This is a genomic window from Mucilaginibacter phyllosphaerae (genome assembly GCF_004378255.1).
Taxonomy (GTDB): domain Bacteria; phylum Bacteroidota; class Bacteroidia; order Sphingobacteriales; family Sphingobacteriaceae; genus Mucilaginibacter; species Mucilaginibacter phyllosphaerae.
Genome location: NZ_SNQG01000003.1, coordinates 240,378 through 266,793, shown reverse-complemented (window position 1 = coordinate 266,793; position 26,416 = coordinate 240,378). Strand labels below are relative to the sequence as shown.

At 43.2% G+C, this 26,416-nt stretch carries 22 protein-coding genes; 12 read left to right on the top strand and 10 right to left on the bottom strand.

Annotated elements, in window-relative coordinates:
- Window positions 1-10: 10 nt before the first annotated feature.
- The 3 genes from E2R65_RS09370 to E2R65_RS09360 form a co-directional block, all read right to left on the bottom strand.
- Window positions 11-1,708: a sodium:solute symporter gene (locus E2R65_RS09370; protein ID WP_134336233.1), complete on the bottom strand. Its 1,698-nt coding sequence runs from the start codon at window positions 1,706-1,708 to the stop codon at window positions 11-13.
- 111 nt (window positions 1,709-1,819) lie between these two features.
- A complete protein-coding gene (locus E2R65_RS09365) occupies window positions 1,820-2,020 on the bottom strand; it encodes a hypothetical protein (protein WP_134336232.1) in 201 nt (66 codons plus the stop codon).
- 65 nt (window positions 2,021-2,085) lie between these two features.
- On the bottom strand, window positions 2,086-4,599 hold the full coding sequence (locus E2R65_RS09360) for a PIG-L family deacetylase (RefSeq protein WP_134336231.1): 2,514 nt from the start codon (window positions 4,597-4,599) through the stop codon (window positions 2,086-2,088).
- 190 nt (window positions 4,600-4,789) lie between these two features.
- Between E2R65_RS09360 and E2R65_RS09355 the strand changes: the two genes are divergently transcribed.
- Genes E2R65_RS09355 through E2R65_RS09340 form a run of 4 tightly spaced genes read left to right on the top strand, consistent with a single transcriptional unit; the run spans window position 4,790 to window position 9,405 of the window.
- The gene (locus E2R65_RS09355) at window positions 4,790-5,440 is read left to right on the top strand and encodes a TetR/AcrR family transcriptional regulator (protein ID WP_134336230.1); all 651 of its coding nucleotides are present in this window, start codon (window positions 4,790-4,792) and stop codon (window positions 5,438-5,440) included.
- Complete coding sequence (locus E2R65_RS09350; RefSeq protein ID WP_134336229.1) at window positions 5,415-6,785, top strand: TolC family protein; 1,371 nt, start codon at window positions 5,415-5,417, stop codon at window positions 6,783-6,785. The genes E2R65_RS09355 and E2R65_RS09350 overlap by 26 nt, the downstream gene beginning before the upstream one ends.
- Before the next feature lie 17 nt (window positions 6,786-6,802).
- Window positions 6,803-7,858, top strand: coding sequence for an HlyD family secretion protein (locus E2R65_RS09345; protein WP_134336228.1), 1,056 nt, complete (start codon window positions 6,803-6,805; stop codon window positions 7,856-7,858).
- Window positions 7,859-7,863: 5 nt separating this feature from the next.
- Window positions 7,864-9,405: a DHA2 family efflux MFS transporter permease subunit gene (locus E2R65_RS09340; RefSeq protein ID WP_134336227.1), complete on the top strand. Its 1,542-nt coding sequence runs from the start codon at window positions 7,864-7,866 to the stop codon at window positions 9,403-9,405.
- Between the two features lie 214 nt (window positions 9,406-9,619).
- Here the strand turns inward: E2R65_RS09340 and E2R65_RS09335 are convergent, their stop codons facing one another.
- The 3 genes from E2R65_RS09335 to E2R65_RS09325 form a co-directional block, all read right to left on the bottom strand.
- The gene (locus tag E2R65_RS09335) at window positions 9,620-10,204 is read right to left on the bottom strand and encodes a carboxymuconolactone decarboxylase family protein (RefSeq protein ID WP_134336226.1); all 585 of its coding nucleotides are present in this window, start codon (window positions 10,202-10,204) and stop codon (window positions 9,620-9,622) included.
- Window positions 10,205-10,269: 65 nt separating this feature from the next.
- Window positions 10,270-10,815 carry a peroxiredoxin gene (locus E2R65_RS09330; protein WP_134336225.1) on the bottom strand — a complete coding sequence of 182 codons (546 nt, stop codon included), beginning with the start codon at window positions 10,813-10,815 and terminating at the stop codon, window positions 10,270-10,272.
- Window positions 10,816-10,950: 135 nt separating this feature from the next.
- On the bottom strand, window positions 10,951-11,514 hold the full coding sequence (locus E2R65_RS09325) for a hypothetical protein (RefSeq protein WP_134336224.1): 564 nt from the start codon (window positions 11,512-11,514) through the stop codon (window positions 10,951-10,953).
- Window positions 11,515-11,693: 179 nt separating this feature from the next.
- On the opposite strand from E2R65_RS09325, the gene E2R65_RS09320 reads away from it, so the two are divergent.
- The 3 genes from E2R65_RS09320 (at window position 11,694) to E2R65_RS09310 (ending at window position 13,794) form a co-directional block, all read left to right on the top strand.
- The gene (locus E2R65_RS09320; RefSeq protein WP_134336223.1) at window positions 11,694-12,623 is read left to right on the top strand and encodes a 2-hydroxyacid dehydrogenase; all 930 of its coding nucleotides are present in this window, start codon (window positions 11,694-11,696) and stop codon (window positions 12,621-12,623) included.
- 227 nt (window positions 12,624-12,850) lie between these two features.
- Window positions 12,851-13,324 (top strand): transcription elongation factor GreA, encoded by a 474-nt coding sequence (gene greA / locus E2R65_RS09315; protein ID WP_134336222.1) that lies wholly within the window; start codon window positions 12,851-12,853, stop codon window positions 13,322-13,324.
- Window positions 13,325-13,386: 62 nt separating this feature from the next.
- Window positions 13,387-13,794: an HIT family protein gene (locus tag E2R65_RS09310; protein ID WP_134336221.1), complete on the top strand. Its 408-nt coding sequence runs from the start codon at window positions 13,387-13,389 to the stop codon at window positions 13,792-13,794.
- Window positions 13,795-13,874: 80 nt separating this feature from the next.
- Here the strand turns inward: E2R65_RS09310 and E2R65_RS09305 are convergent, their stop codons facing one another.
- Complete coding sequence (locus E2R65_RS09305; protein ID WP_134336220.1) at window positions 13,875-14,810, bottom strand: hydrogen peroxide-inducible genes activator; 936 nt, start codon at window positions 14,808-14,810, stop codon at window positions 13,875-13,877.
- Window positions 14,811-14,899: 89 nt separating this feature from the next.
- Here E2R65_RS09305 and E2R65_RS09300 point away from each other — a divergent pair, with 89 nt between their 5' ends.
- The gene (locus E2R65_RS09300) at window positions 14,900-16,393 is read left to right on the top strand and encodes a catalase (protein WP_134336219.1); all 1,494 of its coding nucleotides are present in this window, start codon (window positions 14,900-14,902) and stop codon (window positions 16,391-16,393) included.
- A gap of 295 nt (window positions 16,394-16,688) precedes the next feature.
- On the opposite strand, the gene glmS is transcribed toward E2R65_RS09300, so the two are convergent.
- The 3 genes from glmS to E2R65_RS09285 form a co-directional block, all read right to left on the bottom strand.
- Complete coding sequence (glmS, locus tag E2R65_RS09295) at window positions 16,689-18,524, bottom strand: glutamine--fructose-6-phosphate transaminase (isomerizing) (protein WP_134336218.1); 1,836 nt, start codon at window positions 18,522-18,524, stop codon at window positions 16,689-16,691.
- 159 nt (window positions 18,525-18,683) lie between these two features.
- A complete protein-coding gene (locus tag E2R65_RS09290) occupies window positions 18,684-20,060 on the bottom strand; it encodes a DUF4270 family protein (protein ID WP_134336217.1) in 1,377 nt (458 codons plus the stop codon).
- Between the two features lie 15 nt (window positions 20,061-20,075).
- Complete coding sequence (locus tag E2R65_RS09285) at window positions 20,076-20,900, bottom strand: glycogen/starch synthase (RefSeq protein ID WP_134336216.1); 825 nt, start codon at window positions 20,898-20,900, stop codon at window positions 20,076-20,078.
- Window positions 20,901-21,049: 149 nt separating this feature from the next.
- On the opposite strand from E2R65_RS09285, the gene panC reads away from it, so the two are divergent.
- The 4 genes from panC to carB all read left to right on the top strand — a co-directional run bounded on the left by panC (window position 21,050) and on the right by carB (window position 26,357).
- Complete coding sequence (gene panC / locus E2R65_RS09280; RefSeq protein ID WP_134336215.1) at window positions 21,050-21,880, top strand: pantoate--beta-alanine ligase; 831 nt, start codon at window positions 21,050-21,052, stop codon at window positions 21,878-21,880.
- 97 nt (window positions 21,881-21,977) lie between these two features.
- Window positions 21,978-22,328, top strand: a complete 351-nt coding sequence (panD, locus tag E2R65_RS09275; protein WP_121245233.1) for an aspartate 1-decarboxylase — start codon at window positions 21,978-21,980, stop codon at window positions 22,326-22,328.
- Window positions 22,329-22,353: 25 nt separating this feature from the next.
- Complete coding sequence (locus E2R65_RS09270) at window positions 22,354-23,307, top strand: TonB family protein (RefSeq protein ID WP_134336214.1); 954 nt, start codon at window positions 22,354-22,356, stop codon at window positions 23,305-23,307.
- Window positions 23,308-23,540: 233 nt separating this feature from the next.
- Complete coding sequence (gene carB, locus E2R65_RS09265) at window positions 23,541-26,357, top strand: carbamoyl-phosphate synthase large subunit (protein ID WP_134336213.1); 2,817 nt, start codon at window positions 23,541-23,543, stop codon at window positions 26,355-26,357.
- Window positions 26,358-26,416 lie beyond the last annotated feature (59 nt).

The following is a 26,416-nucleotide window of genomic DNA, read 5'->3' as shown; positions in this document are numbered from 1 at the left end:
TTAAAAAGTTTTATGAAGAAGATACCGCTTTGGCGGGTGCAAGTTTATTAAGTACACAGGCAATAATAATTACGCTAAAACAACCAATGGCATTAAGCCAAAGGTAAGCTACCGTGCCATAATAGCCCATAATGCAAATCATTACTTCGGTAACAACGGCCGCAATAAATACCGGGGTGCCTTTAACTTTTTTTAGATAGAAAGCCACAATAAATACCCCCAGAATGGTACCGTAGATGTAAGAGCCCAACTGGTTAACGGCTTCCAGCAGGTTGCCTATTTTGCTTGCGTAAAGCGCCATGCCAATACAAACCAAACCCCAAAATACTGTTGCCAGGCGCGATGCATTAACGTACTGCTGCTCGCTTTGGCCGGGTTTGATGATGCGTTTATAAATATCTATCACCGTGGTTGAGCCCAGGGCATTCAACCCGCTCGCGGTAGACCCCATGGATGCGAGGAAGATAATAGCGATAAGCAAACCTATTAACCCCCTGGGCAGGTAATGCGTAACAAAGGTGAGGAACACATAATTGGTATCATTTACCTCATTGTTCCCGCTGCTTTTTTTAATAAGGTTTATGGCACTTTTACGGGCGGTATCGGTACGTTTTTCGGCCGTTTTCAGGTCATTTTTGGCTATGGTAATTTCCCGCTCGTTCTTGCTGTCAAATGCTTTTATCAGGCGCTCGGTTTTTTCCTTTTTTTGGGCAAATGCATCGGCATATTGTTTTTCAAACTGGTTAAACTGCGGGGCGTAAGGGCCCTTTTTCACCTGCTCTACCTCGTAATTATTAAAAAATACCGGCGGCCGGTTAAACTGGTAAAAGCTAAATACCAGTACCCCTATCAGCAATATTAAAAACTGCATCGGGATCTTGATCAGCCCGTTCATGATCAGCCCCAGCCTGCTTTGCCCTACCGAACTACCTGTTAGATAGCGCCCTACCTGGCTTTGATCTGTACCGAAATAAGATAACTGCAGGAAAAATCCGCCGATGATACCACTCCAGATGTTGTAGCGATTGTTGGGGTTAAACTTCCAGTCGATAACATTCATCCGGCCCAGGTTACCGGCCAGTTTTACAGCTTTGCCAAAACCCACATTATCAGGCAACAGCATTACCACAAAAACACCGGCCAGGAACATCCCGGTAAAAATGATGCTCATTTGTAGCAGTTGCGTGTACGAAACGGCCTTTGCGCCACCATAAACGGTATAAAAAAGCACCAAGCCACCTATAAAAAGCGTAGTGTAAGTAGTATTGATATGCAGAATGCCGGAGAGGATTATGGCCGGTGCATAAATAGTAATAGCCGTAGATAGCCCCCTTTGGATAAGGAACAGAGTAGAAGTAAGCGCACGTGTTTTCAGATCGAAGCGTTGCTCTAAAAACTCGTAGGCCGTATAAACTTTAAGTTTATGAAAGATAGGCACAAAGGTTACGCAAAGCACAATCATGGCAAGCGGCAAACCGAAGTAAAATTGCACAAAGCGCATTCCATCGCTATATGCCTGCCCGGGTGCAGAAAGAAAGGTAATAGCGCTGGCCTGTGTGGCCATAACAGATAAGCCCACATGGTACCACGGCAGCGAACGGTTACCCAGGTACTGATCGATATTTTTGCTGCTGCCGCTTTTCCGGATGCCGTAAATAACAATGCCCAGCAAGGTAACGGCCAATACTATCCAGTCGGTTAAGCTCATTCAAAAAATTTAGTGATGAGCCAAAATACAAGAATTAAAAAAACCAGCCATACGATAACGATACCGTAAAACTGGTTCCAGTTTTTTATAAAAGAAGGGAGGTCGGTATGATCAGACCTCTTCACGGCCTTTCACCAGGAATTTGATAAACAGGGCTGCGCTTAATAAACCCAGCACACCACCTACCGGGATCCAGATAAGGCCTCTTTCAACAATTGCACCTACAAACATACCTGTAAGTAAAGCAACAAGATAAAATATGTAATCGTAGTTTTTTTCTTCTTCGTGGTGCGGGTGATGATGATGTGACATAGTGTATATGTTAAATTTTCTGTTGCAAATTTATGTTATTAAACCATTGATGCCTAATTGAATTATCAGTTTTTTGGCTTGCTCAACAAATTAACAAACAGGCGATATGCGCCCGGCACACCCGCAGGCAGTTCTCTGAAGAATGCAAACGATGTGTACACAAAACGCCCTTTACCATAATTTGTTACAATCAACGCTCCTTTATTTGGCGCCATGCTGGTATCATTCATTTGCAGGGGGGTATTGTACCGGCTATCTATATTATCTACAAAATATAACCCGCGTTCCTGGATCCAGCCATTAAAATCCGCATCGGTTATTTTGTTGGGATAGTTAAGCACCGGGCTGGAGGGGTCTGAAAATGTCACCCTGGCATCCTCTTCGGTAACGCGCTGGTTAACCACCGTAAAAGGGTAGGGGCCAATATTACGCGTAACCAAACCATTGTTGTTATTGTATTGCACCAGCAGGTTACCGCCATTTTTTACATACTCCATTAACTTGGGTTGCTCGTAAGCCAGCCGTTCGTTTACATTATAAGCACGTACGCCGGTTATAATGGCATCATAAACAGCCAGGTTGCTATTGATGACCTCGCTTTCGGTTAGCAGGTGCACCTCGTATCCTATCTCGCGTAAAGATTCGGGTATCAGGTCGCCGGCCCCGGCTATGTAACCGATTTTTTTACCGGCAGTTTTCAGGTCGATATTTACAAGTTTTGCCTCAGCAGGTGGAAAAATGGTGATTGCGGGCACATGGTTGTACCTTATATCCAGTAACCCCTGTGCAAATGTTTTGCCATTGGCGGTAATATTTGCCTGCAAAACAGCAGTGCTGGTTTTAGTATTTGCAGGCGATACGTTAAAATTCACTATCCATTCATCGCCTTTATTTTTGCCGTCAAAATCAACTTTAGCCGGGCTGATCTGCCAATCCGCCAAAGGTTTTAGGCTGATGCTGCCGCTTGCATTGGTAAAGCTTTTCAGTTTTACCTGTACCGTTTGCGGTTGTGTATTGTTAAAAGCGTAAACATGTTCGGCAATGTTGGCGGTTACCGGGGGCGCTATCGCTAACGGCTGGTAGATCTCGCCGCGGGCAGGGTCTACATATTTGAACTGAACGGTACGATCAAACTCAATTGGTTTGCCGTTAATATTAAATAAAAAGATAACCGCAGGCGCATCCGGATTCTCGGGATTGCCCACTTTAAGATCATCATTAATCGTATAGCTGCCTATGCCATGAGGCGATTCCAGCCAGTAAGGTTGGGATAATTTTTCTGCCTTTAAAGTAAGGTTAAATGTTTGAAGCTGATTTTGGGCGAGTGGCGTATTAGTACCTGCAATTCCTCCTTCTACGATACTAACACCTCCAAAATTTACGGCAGCATCACTTTGTTTTATAATTTGCGCGCGGATCTTTATCACATCGCCCAAAGCGTAGGCAGGCTCATCAGCATAAGCCTCAAACCATAAGCCTGCGCATTGCGCTATCAATTCTTTTAACTCCTTTGTTTTTTGTTTATGCCAATAGTCATAAGCAGTATTAGCACCCTCCGTTAATCTAACGGTTTGGAAGGCTTTGTTAGTTGCAACAGTTTGGTTTACATCGCCCAGCAAAGCCACTAAAGCCGGTACCGATGCCTGCGGCGCATCGCTGTTAAAGGCTTTGGTTATCTTTTCAATTTGTACGGCTATCGGGGCGCCAAACGGCGTTCTGTTCCAGCTAACATCTACGCCGTCCATTAGGTCGGCTTTGGGGGCATCGCCTAAAATGGTCTTAAAAAACTCAAAGGCATCTCCCCGCTGCCTTGCCGAACCAAACCCCTGCGATTTATGGTTGCTGCGGCTTTCGGCAGCTATTTCTCCGTAACTTTTGCCTAATAACGGGTTGTAACCGCCAACATTTATCTTAAACTGATCTGGCGATGTAGTATTTACAGACCCGAAACTAAAGGTGTTCCAAAGCAGGCGTTTGGCTTGCCACACGCTTACATACTTTAACTGTTGCGGATAGCGCTTAGGGTCGGCAGCTGCGCTGAAAGCTTCTTGCGCTAATATGGCTGATGCGGTGTGGTTACCATGCCCGCCCTCGCCTGTAGTAGGGAAACGGCAGATCATTACATCGGGCCTGAAGTTGCGGATCACCCAAACCATATCGCCCAGCACTTTATCCTTATCCCAAAACTTCAGGGTTTCTTCGGGATTCTTCGAAAAACCAAAATCATTGGCACGGCTAAAAAATTGCTCTGCACCATCTAACCTGCGTGCTGCCAAAAGTTCCTGTGTGCGTATCAAACCTAAAAGTTCGCCCTGCTCGGTGCCGATCAGGTTTTGCCCGCCATCGCCGCGGGTAAGCGACAGGTAGCCGGTGCGATAATGCTTTTCTTGCGCCAGATAGCCCAGTAAACGGGTATTTTCATCATCTGGGTGGGCTGCAATGTACAGCACGCTTCCAAGCACATTCAGCTTTTTTAGATTTTGCTGTATGCTGCCTATATCTGCCGGTGGCGATGCTTGTGGATATCCGGATGAACAAACTGATAACAGGGCAATGAGTACAGGTAGAAAACGCTTCATAAAACAAATATATCTTAAACTAACCCCGATGCAATAATTGGTATGATAATTATTGCGTGATAAGATATAGCCCGCCCAATTAATTATCGGATTGATTTTTTGAATTACCTGTAAAACGATTACATAAATATGATAAATTGATATTTACATTAATCAATCGTTTGATTAATTTTGTGCCGTTAAAAAGAAAATGGAAAAGGATAAAACTGATAAAAAAGATCACATACTTGATGTTGCCGAGCGTGTATTTGCAGAACACGGGTACGACGGGGCATCAACCCGTATGATATCTGGTGAAGCCGGTGTAAACATGGCTATGCTCAATTATTATTTCGGATCAAAAGAAGGTGTTTTCCTGGCCATATTTGATCGCAGGATCACCAGTTTCCAAAATGTATTGCTTAGTATAGGTAATGATGAAAGCATTAATTCCTGGGAAAAACTGGATAAATATCTTGATAGTTATATAGATAAGGTAGTAACCAACAATTGCTTCCACATTATGCTTAACCGCGAGATCTCTAAATCTAAAAAAACAGATCTTACCGACCAGATCACCGATATTATCATGAAAAACGTGACGGTTTTTCAAAACATTATAGCCGAGGGTATTAAAAAGGGTGACTTTAACAAGGATGCCGATCAGCAGCTTTTAGTCGCCACCATTTTTGGCACAAAAAACTACATCGTAAATACACCGCATATTTCATCAAAGGTGCTTGGTTTTGATGTGCTGGACGCCGGTGTACAGAATGACCTGCTTAAACCACGGTTTAAAAAATATATGAAAACACTGTTAAAAGCTTACTTACAGAATGAAAATGACAACAATAACTTATAAACCATTGAAACCTTCACTCATCAACAAGGCCCTAAAAGCCGCGGGCGGTACGGCTATGTTAATTATAGCTTTGCTGTTTACTAACCCCGCCGCCGCACAGGACCGTACCCTTACGCTTGAAGAAGCCCTTAAACTGGGGATAGACAACAGTAAAGTACTCAAGCTTTCGCAATCTCGCATCGACCAGGCCGTATCTCAATACGAGCAGGCAAAAGACCGGTCGTTGCCTACAGGCAGTGCCAGCTTTGGTTATAATCGTGCGCAGATACCCGCCAACAAATTAAATTTTGGCGAAGAAAGCCTGAGGTTGCCCACCAGTGCAAACGCTTATTTAGGTACACTATCTTTAAACCAGGTAATTTTTGCAGGTAATAAGTTAAAATATGCCCGCGAATCGACCACATTATTAACCGAGGTTGCCCGTTTAGACGCCGTTAACGATAAGGACCAGATAGCTTACAGCATTATTAACGCTTATTATAACCTGTATAAGGTACTGCAAAGCAAAAAGGTGGTTCAGCAAAATTTAGCAACCATTGATGCCCAGATCAAACAATCGCAACGCTTTTTTGAACAGGGCCTGGTTACTAAAAATGATGTATTGCGTTTTCAGTTACAGCGCTCAAACATCGAGCTGAATGGTATTGATCTGGAAAACAACCGCCGGATCATTAACTACAACATGAATATTTTATTGGGCTTGCCCGAAGGTACCGAACTGAATATCGCACAGATAACAGAAGCCGACAGGGCTGCTATGCCTTTAGCATCTTATTTAGATTCGGCCATGACCAACCGCCCCGAGTTTAAACAGGCAGATTTACGCACACAGGTTGCCGATATTAACATAAAAAGCATTAAAGCAAATACTACCCCCACGCTTTCGGCATCGGGCAGCGCCTACTATGTAGGGGTATCTGCAAACCCATTGCCCAAAAGCGGTAATTACATTACCCCAATATCTGTAGGCTTAACTTTAGGCTGGGATTTTGGCAGCCTTTGGACTAATAAAAACAAAGTTAACGAAGCTAAATTACAGCGTGAGGAAGTGGTAATAAACCGCGGCATCACCATGGATAATGTAAAAAATGAGGTTAACCAAAGTTATCAGAATTACAAAATGGCTTTGGATAAGATTGCACTGCTGCAAACCTCAATTAACCAGGCACTGGAGAACAACCGGATACTGGAATCTAAATACCGCAGCAATATTTCATCGGCTACAGACCGTGCCGATGCGCAAACCTTGCTTTACCAGGCCGAAATTAACCTGGAACTGGCTAAGGCCGATGCAGGTTTGGCATACTATACTTTATTAAAATCAACAGGAAAACTTAACAAATAATTACAATACATAAAGCGATGGCAAAGGAAACACAAGAAACAGAACCTAAAAAGAAAAACAAGGTACTCCCTATTATCCTGGGAGTGGTTCTTTTAGCAGGGATCATATTTGGTGTAAAGGAATATATATACTTCAGCAAACACGTTGATACCGACGATGCGCAGATTGATGGCGATATAAGCCCCGTGGTGGCACGGGTTGGCGGCTATGTTGACAGTATTATGTTTGAAGAGAACACACATGTTAACAAAGGACAATTGCTGGTTAAGATAGACCCGCGCGATTACCAGGTTAAGTTAGAGCAGGCCCAGGCGGCGCAGGTTGGTGCAAGCGCCGGTATTAATGTTGGCGAATCGCAGATCTCTACTACTGCGGCAAATTCATCAAGTGCTAAGGCCGATGTAACATCTGCAAAAGCACGTTTAGATAAAGTACGCAAGGATTACGACCGTTACGCTAACCTGGTTCAGGATGGATCTATCACCCGCCAGCAGTTTGACCAGGCCAAAGCCGACCTGGAAGTGGCGCAGGCAAACTATAACGCATCCCGCGACAAGTATAAGGCCGCTTTAGAGCAGGTAGCTACCAGCCGCAGCCAATTAAAGGTTACCAATACCGGTGTAAGCCAAAGGCAGGTTGATATTGATTATGCCAAATTGCAATTATCCTACACCAACATTAAATCGCCGGCAAGCGGTTTGGCTGCAAAAAAGAATGTGCAGGTAGGCCAGCTGGTACAGGCCGGGCAAACATTGTTTTCTGTAGTGAATGACAACAGCTTGTTTGTAACGGCAAACTTTAAAGAAACCCAGTTAGATAAAATTAAGAACGGGCTGAAGGTTGATCTTAAAGTTGATGCTTACCCGGATCTTAAGGTTGAAGGCACGGTATATAATTTTTCGCCTGCTACAGGCGCTAAATTCTCTTTATTGCCACCGGATAATGCTACCGGTAACTTTGTAAAGGTTGTACAACGTGTGCCTGTTAAGATAAAATTAACCGGCAGCAAAGAAGACATAGCGAAACTGCGCCCCGGTATGAGCGTAGATGTTTCGGTAATTACTAAAGACTAAATAAAATGGCTGAAACTGGCTTTAAAAAATGGATTATCACAATTACGGTGATCATGGCATCATTGCTTGAGCTGATTGATACCACCATCGTAAACGTAGCTATCCCGCATATACAGGGTAACCTGGGCGCAACCCTTGAGGATGTTGCCTGGGTAGTTACCGGCTATGCCGTAGCAAACGTTATCATCCTGCCTATGTCTGGCTGGCTGGGCGGGCGCTTCGGTCGTAAAAATTATTTCCTTACCTCTATTATTGTATTTACCATTGCATCCTTTTTATGCGGTAATGCAAACTCGCTTGATGAATTGGTTGTATTTCGCATTATACAGGGGATTGCGGGGGGCGGCTTAATATCTACCGGGCAAACTATACTGCTGGAAACCTGGCCCCGCGAACAGATTGGTACCGCTACAGCCTTATTTGGCTTAGGCGCGGTAGTAGGCCCAACTGTAGGCCCAACCATTGGCGGCTGGATAACCGAAAATTTCTCGTGGCCATGGATCTTTTATGTAAACATCCCGGTAGGCGCTTTAGCAGCATTTCTTACCTATACGTTCATTAGAGAAACACCCAAGGAAGAAAAGAAACCTATTGACTGGTGGGGTATAGCCCTGCTGGCAATTGCTGTAGGCAGCTTACAAACTATCCTGGAAAAAGGAGAATCTGAAGACTGGTTTGCTAAAACTTATATTATTGTATTAACCGTTACTGCAGTTATTGGTACCCTGCTGTTTATATGGCGAGAGCTAAGTACAGACCACCCGATAGTGAACTTTGCCATTATGCGGCACCGTAGTTTTTCGGTAGGTATGTTTACATCTTTTATTCTTGGGTTTGGGTTGTACGGTTCGGTGTTTGTGTTCCCGGTGTTTTGCCAGAATTTGCTGGGCTTTAATGCACAGCAAACGGGTGAACTGCTGTTCCCCGGTGGGGTTTGTACAATTTTAATGATGCCATTTATTGGTAAAATGCTTAATAAAGGTGTGCCTGCACAATTTATGGCTACCGCGGGCATGTTTTTGTTTTTTGTATTTACCTGGATGCTGAGTAACTCTACACTGGCAACCGGCGAAAAAGACGTATTAGTGCCTTTGCTGATACGCGGTGTAGGTATGGCCTTATTATTTGTGCCTTTAACCACCCTGGCCATGGCTGATCTTAAAGGGCCGGAAATTGGGCAGGGATCGGGCTTAAACAATATGATGCGCCAATTGGGCGGATCGTTTGGTATCGCGGCTTTAACAACCATTATACACATTCGCCAGGGTTTCCACAGAAGTACCCTGATTGAACATGTAAACCCTTATAATACGGCCTTTACCGATCGGCTTAACCAATACATACATGGCTTTATGGCACAGGGCAAATCTGTAATAGATGCTACCCACATGGCCTATGCGGCTATTGAAGGTACGGTTATCCGCCAAACCATGTTGCTGACTTATGACGATGCCTACTGGATCTCTGGTTTAGTGATGCTATTTTCAATACCGTTATTATACCTGCAGCCATTTAAAAAGCTAAAGGCTGTTACCGATGCCCACTAAAAAACAAAGCCATTCTGTTCTTACGAACGGAATGGCTTCTCCAAAAAATCAACAATTAAATTTGTATTCCTTCCTGGCTCTGGTAATTTTAAGCTAAAATTAGGCTGATAACAGGAATTCGTAATAATCTAAGCCTTAAAATTAAGGGTTTTAAATTAACAAACCCAAATTTTATTCGATATTATTTTAATAGAGTGAAAATAATTTCTTTTTATTAGAAAATTATTTTACCGGTAGCTGTAACCAGGGATGCTATTCTCACCGCATCAAATATGCGCTCTTCGGTGGTACCCAATTTTATTAACGAATCCTCGTGTGCATTAACGCACATTTCGCAACCGTTAACTGCCGAAATAGCAAGGCTCATCAATTCAAAAAACTCTTTACCGCTTACCGGTTTCATCATCAGCTGCATACGGATGCGTGCAGGGATCTGTGTGTATTTTTCCTTCTGGGTAAAATGCCTGAACCGGTAAAATATATTATTTGATGCCAGTAACGAGGCACAGCCTGCAGCTTCTGCCACATCAGCATTTGTAGCATCATTTTGCTTGGCCAGGTTGGTGTAATAGGCAGTAAGCGGTGCATTGTGGTTATTAACAGCGGTGCTTAAACCCAGCAGGGCACATTCTTTTGCACTAAGATGCTCTGAGGTTAGGGTGCTGTTAAAGTTCAATTTAAGGTCGCGCAGGTAGCGCGATTCGCCGGCCTCTAACAATGTTAGGGCGAGTGTGCGGTATGTTTTGTCCAGGCCTGTTGCTTCCAGCAGTTCCTGCACTATTTCGGTGCTTTCGCTCATGATCAATATAAATTAATAAAAAAGCCCTGCACAATTAAGTACAAGGCTTTTGATGATTTTTAAAGTTATGCTGTTAAAGTTTCCTGGCCTTTTTCCCAGTTACAAGGGCAAAGCTCGTCGGTTTGCAAACCATCAAGCACACGTAAAACCTCTTTAACATTACGGCCTACGTTCAGGTCGTTTACTGATACCCAACGGATGATGCCGGTAGGATCAACAATAAAGGTAGCGCGGTAAGCAATTTTTTCGTTCGGCTCCAAAATACCCAGGTTTTCCGCTAATGATTTGGAAGTATCGGCCAGCATCGGGAATTTAAGATCGCGCAGGTCATCATGGTGTGTTCTCCAGGCAGCGTGTACAAATTCGCTATCGGTAGATGCACCGATCAGGCGGGTGTCACGGTCACGAAACTCGCCAAAATTTTTATTGAACTCGGCAATTTCGGTTGGGCAAACAAAAGTGAAATCTTTTGGCCACCAGAACATTACGGTCCAAACGTTATCATCATTAACCAGGTATTCAGAAGTTATCGTTTCAAACTCTTTACCTTTTTCAAGGCTTGTTACAGCAATTTTAGAGAATTCAGGGAATTTTTGTCCTATCGTTAACATGTTGATTGTTTTATTAAAATTTATGCAACAAATATACCAACAAAAACCCTTCCAAACTTATTGTTAATATCTATAAACTATAGTTTTTATCTATTATAGATTAAATAACTATCTATTATTACTATCAAAAATCAATTAGTTGATCGGGATGATGACCGTTTTATTTGCCCCTTTCAGCTCTTTTATTTGCTGCGCCATACGCTTTACAAAAATGTAATTTGTGGTTCCACCAATTACAGCCCCCACTACCGGCACCAACCTTTCGGCTGCACGTACGCCAAAAGCAAGCAACAGTTTTTCGGCTATTCCCTCCATCATAGTTTTGGTAACAGCTACACCGGCTTCTACCTTAAAAGATGTGGCTACCAGTTTCATAAATTCATCAAAGCTTATTTTATAATTACCTTTAGTGTAATACATAATGGCCATGGTAACCCTAAATTGTTGCGTTATCAGATTAACAAAATCTATGGGCATCCCTATCAGCATGGTCATAATACCACCGCTCCCGGCAATTGCGCCAGAGCCTGCTGCTACATAGGCGCACTGGTTAATAAATTTGTCAAGCCCCATTCTGTCTACGCTTCTTTTAATACTCAGCTGGTCTATGTGGTCAAAAATCTGTTTAAAGCCATCTGTAGATAATCTATCGGCAAACTTTTTAATATCAATTCTTTTCTTTTTAAATGGAAGTATCATGGCTGTATCTCTATTATAGTATAGGCATTGCTATTTACGTGCCAAGATTAGGTGGCCTTATGCTGCCGGCCTTAAAGAAGAGGACTAAATATAAAGTATATAATTGAACGATTATTTAAACAGGGCTTCGCCGTTTAGTTAACGCTTTTGTAGTTTTACAGCATTAATCTGTTACGCCATTGAAAAACCACATACTGATAGTCGACGATCTGCACCCGGCTTTTATGGAGCAGGCCGAAGCACTTGGCTTTACCTGCAATTATCAACCCGGCATGAAGCTGGAAGAGGCCTGCGCCATCATCCATCATTATGACGGGCTGGCTATCCGCTCAAAATTCCAGGTAGATAAGGCTTTTATTGACCGGGCAAACCTGCGCTTTATTTGCCGCGCCGGCGCAGGTATGGATAATATTGATGAGGATTATGCTTTGGCAAAAGGCATTAAACTTATTAACGCACCAGAAGGCAATATGGATGCCGTAGGAGAACATGCCATGGGTTTACTACTCTCCCTGATGAACAACATTAACCGCGGCGATGCCGAGATACGTAACGGTAAATGGCTGCGCGAAGAGAACAGGGGGCATGAATTAAAAGGCAAAACCGTTGGCATTATCGGTTACGGGCACATGGGCAGCAGCTTTGCCAAAAGGCTATCGGGCTTTGGGGTACTGGTTATTGCTTATGACAAGTATAAAACCGGCTTTAGCAACCAATATGCCCGTGAGGTTAGCATGGAAGAGATTGTGCGCACCAGCGATGTACTAAGCCTGCACATCCCGCTTACTAAAGAAACCAGCGGATTGGTAGATGATGAGTATTTGTTCCACTTTAAAAAGCCCATATTTTTGTTGAACACGGCCCGCGGCAAAGTGGTAAAAACACAGGCTGTGCTAAATGCTATAAAACAAGGTAAAATTATAGCTGCCGGCCTGGATGTGCTCGAGGTAGAAAAATTCCCCTCATTAGCCGAGCAGGAATGGTTTGAAGAGCTGCGCCAAAGCGGAAAAGTTATACTTAGCCCGCATGTAGCCGGCTGGACATTTGAAAGCTATCGCAAAATAAGTGAAGTAATGGCCCGTAAACTGGGCGAGCTTGGCTTATCTTAGAGGCACGAAGTATATCGCCTCTACAAAAAAAGATCGGTGAAATCGCACAACAAAAATTTGGATATTAAAACTTAATTATATTATCTTCGTTTTACACTAAACAAGACTATGCAGGCACTCCCACGTAGTCTTGTTTGTTTTTAAGGCCATCACGCTCTTCTATCAGAAAGTAGGGGGGCGGTTTTTTTTGGCGTAAACTGATAATCAATACTAATTATAATTGTGTTATGGCAGAGGTATCATACTATACCAAAGAAGGTTTAGAAAAATTAAAAGAAGAATTACAATACTTAAAAACTACAGGCAGGGCCAATATAAGCGCCGCAATAGCAGAGGCGCGCGACAAGGGCGATCTTTCTGAAAACGCCGAATACGATGCGGCTAAAGAAGCGCAGGGACTGCACGAAGGTAAAATAGCGCAGATGCAGGAAACGCTTGCCAATGCACGCCTGTTAGATGAGTCGAAACTGGATGTATCTAAAGTGCTTGCACTATCAATTGTAAAGATAAAAAATGTTAAAAGCGGCGCTACCATGAGCTACCAGCTGGTATCAGAAAGCGAAGCAGATATGAAAGCCGGCAAAATATCGGTAACATCACCTATTGCAAAGGGCCTGTTAGGCAAATCTGTTGGCGAGGTTGCCGAGATAACCGTACCAGCAGGTAAAATAGAATTTGAGGTATTAGAAATTAGCCGATAAAGAATTATTGGTTGGGCGAGTAACCACCCGCCTAACCAACTTTTATTATTAACCACTCACCCATTATGAGCATCTTTTCAAAAATAATATCTGGCGAAATACCCGCGCACAAGGTTGCAGAAACCAACGAGTTTTTAGCTTTTCTGGATATTTCTCCGTTAGCCGAAGGCCACGTGCTGGTGATCCCTAAAACCGAAGTTGATTATATTTTTGATCTGGATGATGAGGTATATATGGGCTTGCAGATGTTTGCCAAAATTGTAGCTACAGGCATTAAAAAGGCTATTCCATGCAAAAAGGTTGGTATAGCCGTAATTGGCCTGGAAGTGCCCCATGCACATATCCACCTAATACCCCTGAACAGGGTAGACGACATGAACTTTGCAAGGCCCAAACTTACGCCAACGCAACATGAGTTAGCAGAAACAGCTCAAAAAATTATTGAGGCATTGCGGGAAGTAACGAATTAAAGCGTAATAAATGTAGAGGCGCGATATTTCGCGTCTTCCAAGTCAAAGTCGAAGTATTGCGCATCTACGGGCTTATCAGCCTATATCGCCATTATCTCTTTCTTCTTTTTGGTGCGCAGCCTTTTCGGTACAAAATCAAGAATTTCCACTTTTAGGGCTTCGATCATACGGCGTTTTAAAAAATTCCTGTGTATCACAATGCTTACCTCCCGGGCCGGTTCGGGGCTTTTAAAATAACGTACACGGTCGCGTTGGCGGTCGCTCATTTCGGCGAGGGCCAGTTCAGGCAAAATAGTGGCGCCGTTATTCATATCTACCATCCGTTTCAGGGTTTCCACACTGCCCGTATTATACTCAAAATGCTGAAAACCCTTGGTTGCCTTGCGCCGCTGGCAAATATTAAGCACCTGCTCGCGCATGCAGTGCCCTTCATTCAACACCCAAATTTCTTCCATATCAATATCTTCGGGTGTAATGGTCCTCTTTTTATAAAGCTTGCTGTTTTTTGAAGCATACGCCACAAAGTTTTCATAAAAAACCGGGATCTCTGTCAAGCTGCTTTCAGCCAGCGGGGTAGACAGGATACCGCAATCCAGTGTGCCCATTTTTAACTGCTGAATGATCTGCTCTGTTGTTTGCTCCCATACAATCAGTTTAACCTGCGGATACTTTTGGATAAAGCCATTCAATATCTTGGGCAATATATAAGGAGATACCGTTGGGATGATCCCCACCCGCAATTCGCCCGACAACTCCTTTTGCCTGTCGCTGATGATCTCTTTTATCTTTTCGCTTTCGGCCAGTAAAACCCTTGCCTGGGCAATTATCTCTTCGCCTATCTCTGTAGGGATAACTGGTTGATGGGTGCGGTCAAAAAGTTTTACGCCAAGCGTATCTTCCAGCTTTTGTATTTGCATACTAAGGGTAGGCTGGGTTACAAAACATTTATTGGCGGCGGCAACAAAACTGCGGTAGGTATCCACTGCAATTACATATTCAAGCTGAGTTATAGTCATTATCAATATATCCTATCTAAAGATAGTAATTATTGATTTTTTCTATTGAACTTTTTTGTGGAAGTTTGATAATATAATAAACCCCATTTATGGAACCTGTAAAAAACAAGCTTACTACGGCATCCGGCAAGCCTTATGCAGAGAACGAGAATTCGCAAACGATAGGCCCACGCGGCCCTATTTTACTGCAGGATTTTATACTGCACGAAAAGATGGCTCACTTTAACCGCGAGCGCATCCCCGAGCGGGTAGTACATGCAAAAGGGTCCGGCGCTTATGGCACGTTAACCATTACACACGATATTACCCCATATACCCGCGCAAAAATTTTTAGCGAAATAGGTAAGCAAACCCGCACGTTTTTGCGCTTCTCTACCGTGGGCGGTGAAAAGGGATCGGCAGATACCGAGCGCGACCCGCGCGGCTTTGCCCTCAAGTTTTACACGGAGGATGGCAACTGGGACCTGGTTGGTAACAACACCCCGGTATTTTTTGTGAAAGACCCCAAAAAGTTTGGTGATTTTATACATACCCAAAAACGCGACCCATACACTAATTGTAAAAGCCCAACCATGATGTGGGATTTTTGGTCGCTTAACCCCGAAAGCCTTCACCAGGTAACTATCCTGATGAGCGACCGGGGTACACCATACGGTTATCGCCATATGGATGGTTTTGGCAGCCATACTTTTTCTTTTATCAATAAAGATAATGAGCGCTTTTACGTAAAGTTTCACTTTAAAACACAACAGGGCATTAAAAACTTTACCGATGAAGATGCAGCCGACATGCGGGGTAAAAACCCTGATTTTGCACAGCACGACCTGCTAACACATATTGATAACGGCGACTTCCCTAAATGGGACCTGAAAATACAGGTAATGCCCGAAACCGAAGCTGCAACTTATCATATCAACCCATTTGACCTGACCAAGGTTTGGCCGCATGGCGATTACCCGCTGATTGATGTTGGCGTTTTAGAACTTAACGAAAATCCTGACAACTATTTTGCACATGTAGAGCAGGCTGCCTTTGCACCCGCGCATATTGTAGATGGCATAGGCTATTCGCCAGATAAAATGCTGCAGGGCCGCATACTATCATATCCGGATGCGCACCGCTACAGGCTGGGGGCTAATTATGAGCAAATACCGGTAAACCGCTGCCCTTTTATGGTGAATAACTACCAGCGTGACGGGCAGATGCGGATTGATGGCAACGGCGGCAAAAATCCTAACTACTTCCCAAACAGCTTTGACAATATCATAGCCGACCAAAACTACAGAGAGCCCGCCTGGGATGTGAACGCACAAGTTGCCGATTGGTATGACCGCAATGCCGAAGGCGATAACGACCACTATACGCAGCCGGGTAATTTATATAAACTGATGAGCGACGAGGCTAAAAAAGATTTGATCAAAAATATTGTGCATTCTATGAGCGGTATTGATGGCCCTAAAAAGGATGAGATAACCAACAGGCAGCTTTGCCACTGGTTTAGGGCAGATATAGGCTTAGGAATGGCCATTGCCCAAGGCCTGCAGTTAGATCTTGCAGAAACCATGAGCCATATGCAAGGGTAACCATACCCGACAATTAAGTTATTCAAAAAGCGGCCTGTTTGTGACAGACCGCTTTTTTTTACTTCTTCTTTTTAGCTTTAGTTTTTATACAATTAGGCACCTGCCTGCCTTTCTTCTTTTTCATGCCTGCCATTTTATACCCGGCCCAGCACGATCCTCTTTTTCCTTTAGCTGCCATAATATTAATTTTAGTTGACTTTAATAAGGCAAGTATTGTTCCAGTTTTTTTTATAAACACAAAAAAGCCGATAGATATACTATCGGCCCGCTATTTATTGATTGGTTAGAAAGGCTTCTATTCTACCGTTACTGATTTGGCCAGGTTACGCGGCTGATCTACATTACAACCACGCATAACCGCAATATGGTATGACAATAGCTGTAAAGGGATAGTAGCCAGTAAAGGCACAAAGGTTTCGCCGGTTAACGGTATTTCAATAATATAATCGGCCATTTCTTTAACATCCGTATCCCCTTCGGATACGATAGCTATAACATGGCCGCCCCGGGCTTTAACTTCCTGTATATTGCTGATCACCTTTTCATACGATGAATTTTTGGTAGCGATGAACACAACCGGCATATCTGCATCAATTAAGGCAATTGGGCCGTGTTTCATTTCTGCCGCCGGGTAACCTTCTGCATGGATGTAAGAGATCTCTTTAAGCTTAAGCGCACCCTCTAATGCAACCGGGAACGAGCTGCCGCGGCCAAGGAAGAGACAGTTGGCAGAATCTTTAAAACGTTCGGCAATTACTTTAACTGCATCATTGCATTTTAAGGTCTGCTCTACCAACGCAGGGATCTCGTCCAGCTCGGTAAGGTATTCTATAAACTTGCTTTGCGTAATAGTGCCCCGTTGCTGTGCTATGTAAAATGCAATAAGCGTTAAAATGGTAACCTGCGCTGTAAAGGCTTTTGTTGATGCTACACCGATCTCCGGTCCTGCATGGGTATAAACACCTGCATGGGTAATCCGCGGGATGGATGCCCCCACCACATTACAAATACCAAATATCGTAGCGCCCTTTTCTTTAGCTAATTCAATAGCAGCCATGGTATCGGCAGTTTCTCCGGATTGCGAAATGGCAATAACCAGATCTTTTGATGATATAATTGGGTTGCGATACCTAAACTCTGATGCATACTCTACCTCTACAGGTACACGGGCATACTCTTCTATTAAATATTCGCCAACCAAACCGGCGTGCCATGATGTACCGCAGGCAACAATAATAATACGGTCAACGTTTTTCACTTTCTCTATATACTCTTTTATCCCGCCCAGTGTAACCAGGCCCTGCGCCGGGTCTATACGGCCGCGCAGGCAATCGCGGATGGAGCGGGGCTGCTCGTATATCTCCTTAAGCATAAAGTGGTCGTAGCCGCCTTTTTCAAGCATTTCCAGCTTAAGCTCAAGTTCCTGGATATACGGTGTTTGTATCGTATTGTCGATATGCTTAATCAGCAGGTCATCCCGCCTCACATAGGCAATCTCGTTATCATTTAAATAAATAACGTTTTTGGTATATTCCACAATCGGCGTAGCATCAGATGCAATAAAGTATTCGCCTTTGCCTACACCTATAACCATCGGGCTGCCTTTGCGGGCGGCTATGAGTTCGTCGGGCTCATCTGTGCTCATAATAACGATGGCATAAGCACCAACCACGCGGTTCAGGGCAAGCCTTACTGCCTCGCGCAGGCCCAGGCCGGTAACATCTTTAATTTCTTCAATAAGATGTATCAGCACTTCTGTATCTGTATCGCTTTTAAATTCGTGCCCTTTTGATGACAGGGCTTCTTTTAGCGTAGCATAGTTCTCGATGATCCCGTTATGTATAATGGTTAGCTTCCCATCACCAGAAGTATGCGGATGAGAATTTCTGTCGCTGGGGGCGCCGTGCGTGGCCCACCGGGTATGGCCCATACCTGCAGAACCACTAAGGTCCTCAGCCTTTACGAAATTTTCAAGATCAATAACTTTTCCTGCTTTTTTAAAAAGTTTCAGCCCTTCATTGTACAGGGCAATACCGGCACTGTCATAACCCCGGTACTCCAGCCTGTGAAGCCCTTTGATCACTATCGGATAGGCATCTCTGAAACCTATATAACCTACTATGCCGCACATAAATAAAGTATTTTTATGGTAATAATTAGAATTGATTGTGCGACAAAAGTAACAGATAAATAATATTATCTACGCTAAAAACAGCATATAAAAAAAAATACCCCATGTGGGGCTTTTTTTAACCTGATTTAAAAAGTTTTTAAAAAAATTTAATAAGTTTTATTGGGTAAGTTTGGTATAAATGATATTGATCTTTACCCTGTATGCTGAATTTTTACCCCCGATCATTGACCGGTCTGCATAATTTGCCTCGGGTGTAACAACGATGGCAGTACCGGTAGGATCTACCGGTGCCAGATAAGTTCCATAGTCTACCGTTTTACCGGTTATAAGATCCTGAAGAAATGCCGTTATAATAAAATGATACTCACCCGTGGTTGGATTATAGTTGCCCCCAAATACTGAATTAGCGCGTGCATCAGAACTTGAAGCATCCTGTATAGTTACCCGCTGCCCTGCTATGTTATACTTGTAAAGGGTTAATCTTTTAGCGGGTGCAAATGGCGTAGCTGTGCCGGGCTTAATCTTTACAACCAATTCTGCACGGTTAAGCACTACTTTATTATCTAATGAAGTAAACAGGTTTTTTATATCCGGGAAGGACAGTTTAGCCCTTAACCCTGCAAGCCCCTGTAAATAAACAAGCCCATCGGTGGATGTACCATCTAACGAAGCCTTAACTTTATCCGAATAAGTGTGTTTAAATTCATTAACATTTACGCCAAAAGGCAATGATGCAATTGCGGTATCTATGGTAGTACCATCTACGCGTTTGTAATAAACCTTTACTGATGCCGAATCGAGGTTGAAGAATAAATTACCACCAGTACCGGGCGTCTGGTTTTTATCTAAAGTAAAATAAAGCCCATTTACGGTATTTTCAAATATTGTGCTTGAACTTAACGTGGATGAACTTGCACTAAACAGGTTAGTGTTGATAAATGAGTTACTGATGGGTATGCGTAGTTGCGGCGGAACCTTCTGTATAGTATCAACTTTACCGGTTCTGATATTGGCAATGGTTACGCTATCATGCGACCGTGCAAAGAATGTTTTTGTGCCCAACAATTCGGGCTTTGAGGCAAAGTGATAGGTATTGGCGTAAGCTTTGGTTGTTACAATTCGTTCGTTAAGTTGATGAACATCAATTTTATAGCTCGACAAAAGCGAATCGCCGTAAAAACTAACACCGGCAGCATATGGCAAAACCAGCCTTACCGAATCAATTGTAACGGTGCCGGTTGGCAAGGTGTAAGCTGTTCCGCCTGGTAAACGCAGTACAGCAGCAATATTAGCTTCGGTAGTGCCAAGATCCGGGTCTTTAAAATAAGCCAGTGGCGCTCTTGTATTAAAATTGTTAGTTATAATAGAGTCTTCCCTAACAGTGGTGGTAACCACACTGGTGTCCTGTATCAGCGTACCATTGATCCGTGTTGCCGGGTCAACATCCAACCCGATACTGTCCTGGGTTTTACAGCTATCCAAAATAAAAAGACTTATTAACAGGGTTAATAAGCCTAATTTGTTAAATTTCATATATAATTTAAAAGCTTATGCAACATCCACCAGTTGCTCGCTGGTGATTTCTTCGTAAAAATTGTAATAATTTTCGTAATCAGAGGTAGAAACGTATTCCATAACTGATTTATTGCTGTTTTTAACATTATTTAACACATCAGCATCAATATTGGCGCTGCCCAAAACGATGGCGTCGCTATACTGAATAGCACCTGCATACATAGCTGTATTGGTTCCGTCTTTGTACGCTTCGGTATTAGCTTCGGTCATGTCACCCATTACCGCTTTACGAGAAAAATCGGCATCCATCTTTTCCGTAAAATCATTCTCATAAATAGAGTAAACTACTTTTGAGTTTTTGAAAGTAGGATCGTCCTTGTAGGTTGTTTTTAAATACGCCGGTACCAAAGCACTCATCCAACCGTGGCAATGAATAACATCAGGCGCCCAGCCCAGTTTCTTAACGGTTTCTAAAGCACCTTTACAGAAAAATATCATGCGCTCATCATTGTCGGCATAAAATTTACCGTCCTTATCATTAAACACATGTTTACGTTGAAAATATTCTTCGTTATCTAAAAAGTACACCTGCATACGTGCTGCAGGGATAGAAGCTACCTTGATGATCAGCGGATTATCATTATCATTAATAATAATATTCATCCCTGATAAACGGATAACTTCATGTAAACGGTTCCTGCGCTCATTAATGTTCCCGAAACGCGGCATCAAAATGCGGATCTCGAAACCTTTCTCCTGCATAGCTTGCGGAAGCTGGCGTGTGATCTCAGCAATTTTTGTTAATTCGAGAAAAGGAGACATTTCATGAGTTATGAACAGTAGTTTTGATTTACCCATCACTAATCTATTAATAAATGTAAAGAAGTCAAAAATTTGAGTTTGCAAATATAAGCATTATTATATGAACTGGCAACCACTTGTGCAATAGCGTTTGGTAGTTTTTAGTTATTTATACACCTTTACCAAATTTTTGCAATCTATTTAGTTTGAAAACATTTACTACACGCCGGCAGGTACGCAGTTATTTAATTTCACAAGGCAATGTAACCATTGGGTTTGTGCCTACCATGGGCGCGCTGCACAACGGGCACCTGTCTTTAATTGCGCAATCAAAACAGGCCAACCAAATTACTGTTTGCAGTATTTTTGTAAACCCCACCCAGTTTAACGACCCGAAGGATCTGGAAAAGTATCCCCGCCCGATTGAAGCCGACAAAGCCAAATTGGAACAAGCCGGATGCGACATTTTATTTACCCCGGATGTGAGCGAAATGTATGACGATAATGAGCAATGGCATTTAGATATCGGCCGGTTAGAGCATTTACTCGAAGGCGAATTCAGGCCCGGCCATTATCAGGGGGTTATGCAGGTTGTATTTAAACTGCTTGATATTGTAAAACCGGCTAACCTTTATATGGGGCAAAAGGATTATCAGCAGTTTATGGTAGTAAGCCGCATGGTAGAGTTACTGAAAATACCGGTTAACATGGTAATGTGCCCTATTGAACGCGAGGCCGACGGCCTGGCCATGAGTTCGCGCAATATCCATTTAACCCCTGTAGATAGAGAACATTCGTTAGTGTTATCAAAAACATTAACTTGGGTAAAAGATAATTTTAACAGCAATGATATAGCAACATTACAACAGCACGCTATAGAAAAACTGGCCGCAGAAGATGAGGTAGAACCAGAGTATTTTAGAATTGTAGATGGCAAAACACTATTGCAGGCCAAAGCCGATACCCAAAACATTGTGGCACTTACTGCCGCCCGTGTAGGTAAAACAAGGTTGATAGATAATGTGATAGTACGGTAAATAGTAAAACAGGCGCGTTTTGATGCCTGATATATTTTACAAACCACTGAAATATTGGCTATCGTATATGGACTAAAATAATTCCTACCTTTGCAATATGATTATTGAGGTATTAAAATCAAAGCTTCATCGCGTTAAGGTTACACAGGCCGAATTGAACTATGTTGGCAGTATAACTATTGATGAAGACCTTATTGAAGCGGCTAATATCATCCCTAATGAGAAAGTGCAAATTGTGAACAACAATAACGGCGCCCGTTTCGAAACTTACGTTATTAAAGGCGAACGCGGTACCGGCACTATTTGCCTTAACGGCGCAACCGCCAGGCTTGCCCAGGTTGGCGATATTGTGATCATCATGTCTTACGCCTACATGGAAGCCGAAGAAGCCCGTGCTTATGAGCCTATTTTGATCTTTCCGGATGCGAATAACAAACTAATAAAGTAATTTAGGGGCCCTTAAATCCTTATTAATGAAACTTTACTGCTTATTACTCTTTTCGTTTTTTTCTCTGCAATGTTTGGCGCAAATTGAAGACAGAACCTATTATGACAAAAATGGGTGGCCAGCCAAAAGCAGTGATAGTATTTACTACATGCAAACTATCCGACCGGATAGCGCATCAAAACTTTTTATTGTACAACAATACTATAAAAACGGGCAACCAAAACTTATTGGGAAATCCATTTCTTTAACATCACTAAAATTTGATGGGAATGTAATTGAGTATTATAATAACGCCAAAAGGAAAATAATGGCTAATTATAAAGATGGTAACAGATTTGGCTCTTATTACGAGTATTTTCCATCCGGCAAGCTGTACGTTCATAAAGAATATACGCTCAAAAAAGGCCCGTCAGATTCTTTAAATTTCACCATTCAAAATGTTTATGATACAACAGGCGTTGTTACCGCTACAGATGGCAATGGTGTTTACAGCCAGTACGACCAGAATTTTACCCATGTCACAGAAAGTGGCCCTATTAAAAATGGGAAACGAAACGGTGAATGGAAAGGGGCTTATAAAGAGAGGGATATCACTTTCGTAGAAACTTACACAGATGGTGAATTGCTATCCGGGGAAGCTTCATCAATGGGGCAAAAATCAAGCTATAAAAAAAGATTTATAGTTCCTGAATTTCCTGGAGGGGATGTTGCTTTCGGGAGATTTTTAGGAACGCATATGCGTTACCCGATCATTGACCTGCAAAATAAGGTTCAGGGAAGGGTAGTATTAACGTTTATTATTGAAAAGGATGGTAAAATAACAAATTTGGAAATATTAAGCTCTTTGAGTTCAACTACAGACGAAGAGGCTGTTAAAACCCTAACTGCTTCTTCCCCATGGATCAATGGCTATGAATTTGGGTTCCCTGCAACCATAAGGTACAGTATGCCGATTACGTTTTCCATGGCTAATAATTAGCAAATTTAATTTGTTATTAAGGGCAAAAACTTATCAGATAAGTTAGCTGGGTTAATAGAAAGCCAATAGCTATATTAAATTGCAAATTAAACTACTCAAATACCTGCAAATTACTATCTTTGCACCCCGACGCTGAGGTCGGGATTTTTCGCCTTTCAGCGCATAGGATTTATGTTAAATGGACCATCCATTTTTAACTTTTGAATTTTAACTTTTTGACTTAAAAAAGCCCTATGCCCAAAGATACTTCCATTAAATCCGTATTAATTATTGGTTCAGGCCCTATTATTATAGGCCAGGCGTGCGAGTTTGATTACGCCGGTTCGCAGGCTGCCTTGTCTTTAAAAGATGAAGGGATAACCGTTTCCATCATCAACAGTAACCCCGCCACCATCATGACGGATAAAGTTATTGGCGACCACGTGTACCTGCTGCCGCTTACCTGCGACAGTATTGAACAGATCCTTCAGGAACAACATATTGATGCCGTGCTGCCTACAATGGGTGGCCAAACAGCATTAAACCTTTGTATTGAGGCTGACGAACGCGGCATCTGGAAAAAATACGGTGTTAAAATTGTAGGTGTTGATATTGCCGCGATAGAAAAAACAGAGAACCGCGAAGCCTTTCGCCAGTTAATGGTTGATATTGGCGTTGGGGTAGCCACTTCAAAAATTGCCAACTCGTTTTTAGAGGGTAAAGAAGCTGCGCAAACTATCGGTTTCCCGCTGGTGATACGCCCAAGCTATACATTAGGCGGTAAAGGCGCCGGCTTTGTACATAAAAAAGAAGAATTTGACGCCGCTTTAAGCCGCGGCCTGCAAGCATCGCCAACCCACGAAGTTTTGGTTGAGCAGGCTGTTTTAGGCTGGAAAGAATATGAGCTGGAGCTGCTAAGAGATAATAATGATAACGTGATCATTATCTGTTCTATCGAAAACTTCGACCCGATGGGCATCCATACCGGCGATTCGATAACCGTAGCCCCTGCCATGACCCTGAGCGACCGCTGCTACCAGGAAATGCGTAACCAGGCCATCAAAATGATGCGCGCCATTGGTAACTTTGCAGGCGGTTGTAACGTACAGTTCTCGGTTAACCCGGCTAACGAAGAAATTATTGCCATCGAGATCAACCCGCGTGTATCGCGTTCATCAGCACTGGCATCAAAAGCAACCGGCTACCCAATTGCCAAAATAGCTGCCAAGCTGGCCATTGGTTACAACCTGGATGAGATAGAGAACCAGATCACCAAAACAACATCGGCTTACTTTGAACCTACGCTGGATTACGTGATCGTAAAGATCCCGCGCTGGAATTTTGATAAATTTAAAGGCGCTAACCGCCAGCTGGGCCTCACCATGAAATCGGTAGGCGAGGTAATGGGTATAGGCCGCAGCTTTATTGAAGCCCTGCAGAAGGCTTGCCAGAGTTTAGAAATTGGACGTGCCGGCCTTGGTGCAGATGGCCGCCAAAGCCGCAACCTGGAAGAGATTATGCACAGCCTGGAGCATCCAAGCTGGGACAGGCTATTCCACATTTATGATGCCATGAGCCTCGGCGTGCCTATCGAGTCTATCCGCAAGGTAACTAAAATAGACCGCTGGTTCCTGAACCAGATCCAGGATGTAGTGAATCTGGAAACAGAACTGCGCCGCTACTCCTTAAATAACATTCCGGAAGATTTTTTCTTCACCCTTAAACAACGTGGTTTTTCGGATACGCAAATCTCCTATATTTTAGGCAATGTGACCGAAGAGGATGTTTACCAGCGCCGTAAAGCATTGGGCATTAAACGTGTTTATAAGATGGTGGATACCTGCGCAGCCGAATTCGCTGCAAAAACACCCTACTATTATTCCACTTACGAGGGCGAGAACGAATCTATCGTATCTGATAAAAAGAAGATCATCGTATTAGGATCGGGCCCCAACCGTATAGGCCAGGGTATTGAGTTTGATTACAGCTGTGTGCATGGTTTATTAGCCGCTAAAGAAAGCGGTTACGAAGCCATTATGGTTAACTGTAACCCCGAAACCGTATCTACCGATTTTAACATGGCCGATAAGCTTTATTTTGAGCCCGTTTTCTGGGAGCACGTACGCGAGATCATCGATCTGGAGAAACCGGAGGGCGTTATCGTCCAATTAGGGGGCCAAACCGCCCTTAAAATGGCCGAAAAGCTCCATCAGCACGGCATTAAGATCATCGGCACATCATTCAATGATATGGATGTGGCCGAAGACCGCGGCCGTTTCAGCGACCTGTTAAAAGACCTAAATATTCCTTACCCTAAATATGGGGTTGCAGAAAGTGCTGAAGAAGCACTGGAAGTTGCACATGAAGTTGGTTACCCGGTATTGGTTCGCCCAAGCTATGTATTAGGCGGCCAGGGAATGAGCATTGTGATCAACGATGAAGACCTGGAGAAAGCAGTGGTAAACCTGTTGAAAAATTTACCCGGTAATAGGGTATTAATTGACCACTTCCTGGATCGTGCTGCAGAAACCGAGTCAGACTCTATCCACGATGGCGAGGATGTGCATATCATTGGTATGATGGAACATATTGAGCCGGCCGGCATCCACTCGGGCGACTCATTTGCCGTGCTGCCACCATTTGACCTGAGCGATAACGTGATTAGCCAGATGGAAGAATATACCGCCAAAATAGCACGTGCCTTAAACGTACGCGGCTTGCTGAATATCCAGTTTGCAGTAAAAGAAGATAAGGTTTATGTAATAGAAGCCAACCCGCGGGCATCACGTACGGTACCGTTTATAGCTAAGGCCTATGATGTACCTTACATCAATATAGCCGCCAAAGTAATGCTGGGTGTTAACAAATTAAAAGATTTTACCATTGAGCGTAAGCTTAAGGGATACGCAATAAAAGAGCCCGTATTTTCGTTTGATAAGTTCCCGGAAGTGAATAAGGAGCTTGGCCCCGAAATGAAATCAACAGGCGAGGCTATCAGGTTTATTCCTGATCTGCAAGACCCATATTTCAGGCACCTGTATAAAGAAAAGTCAATGTATTTGAGCAAATAAATTCATACTGGCATCAGGTTTGAATTTAAGGTTAGCCGCCTATATTTTTAGGCGGTTAA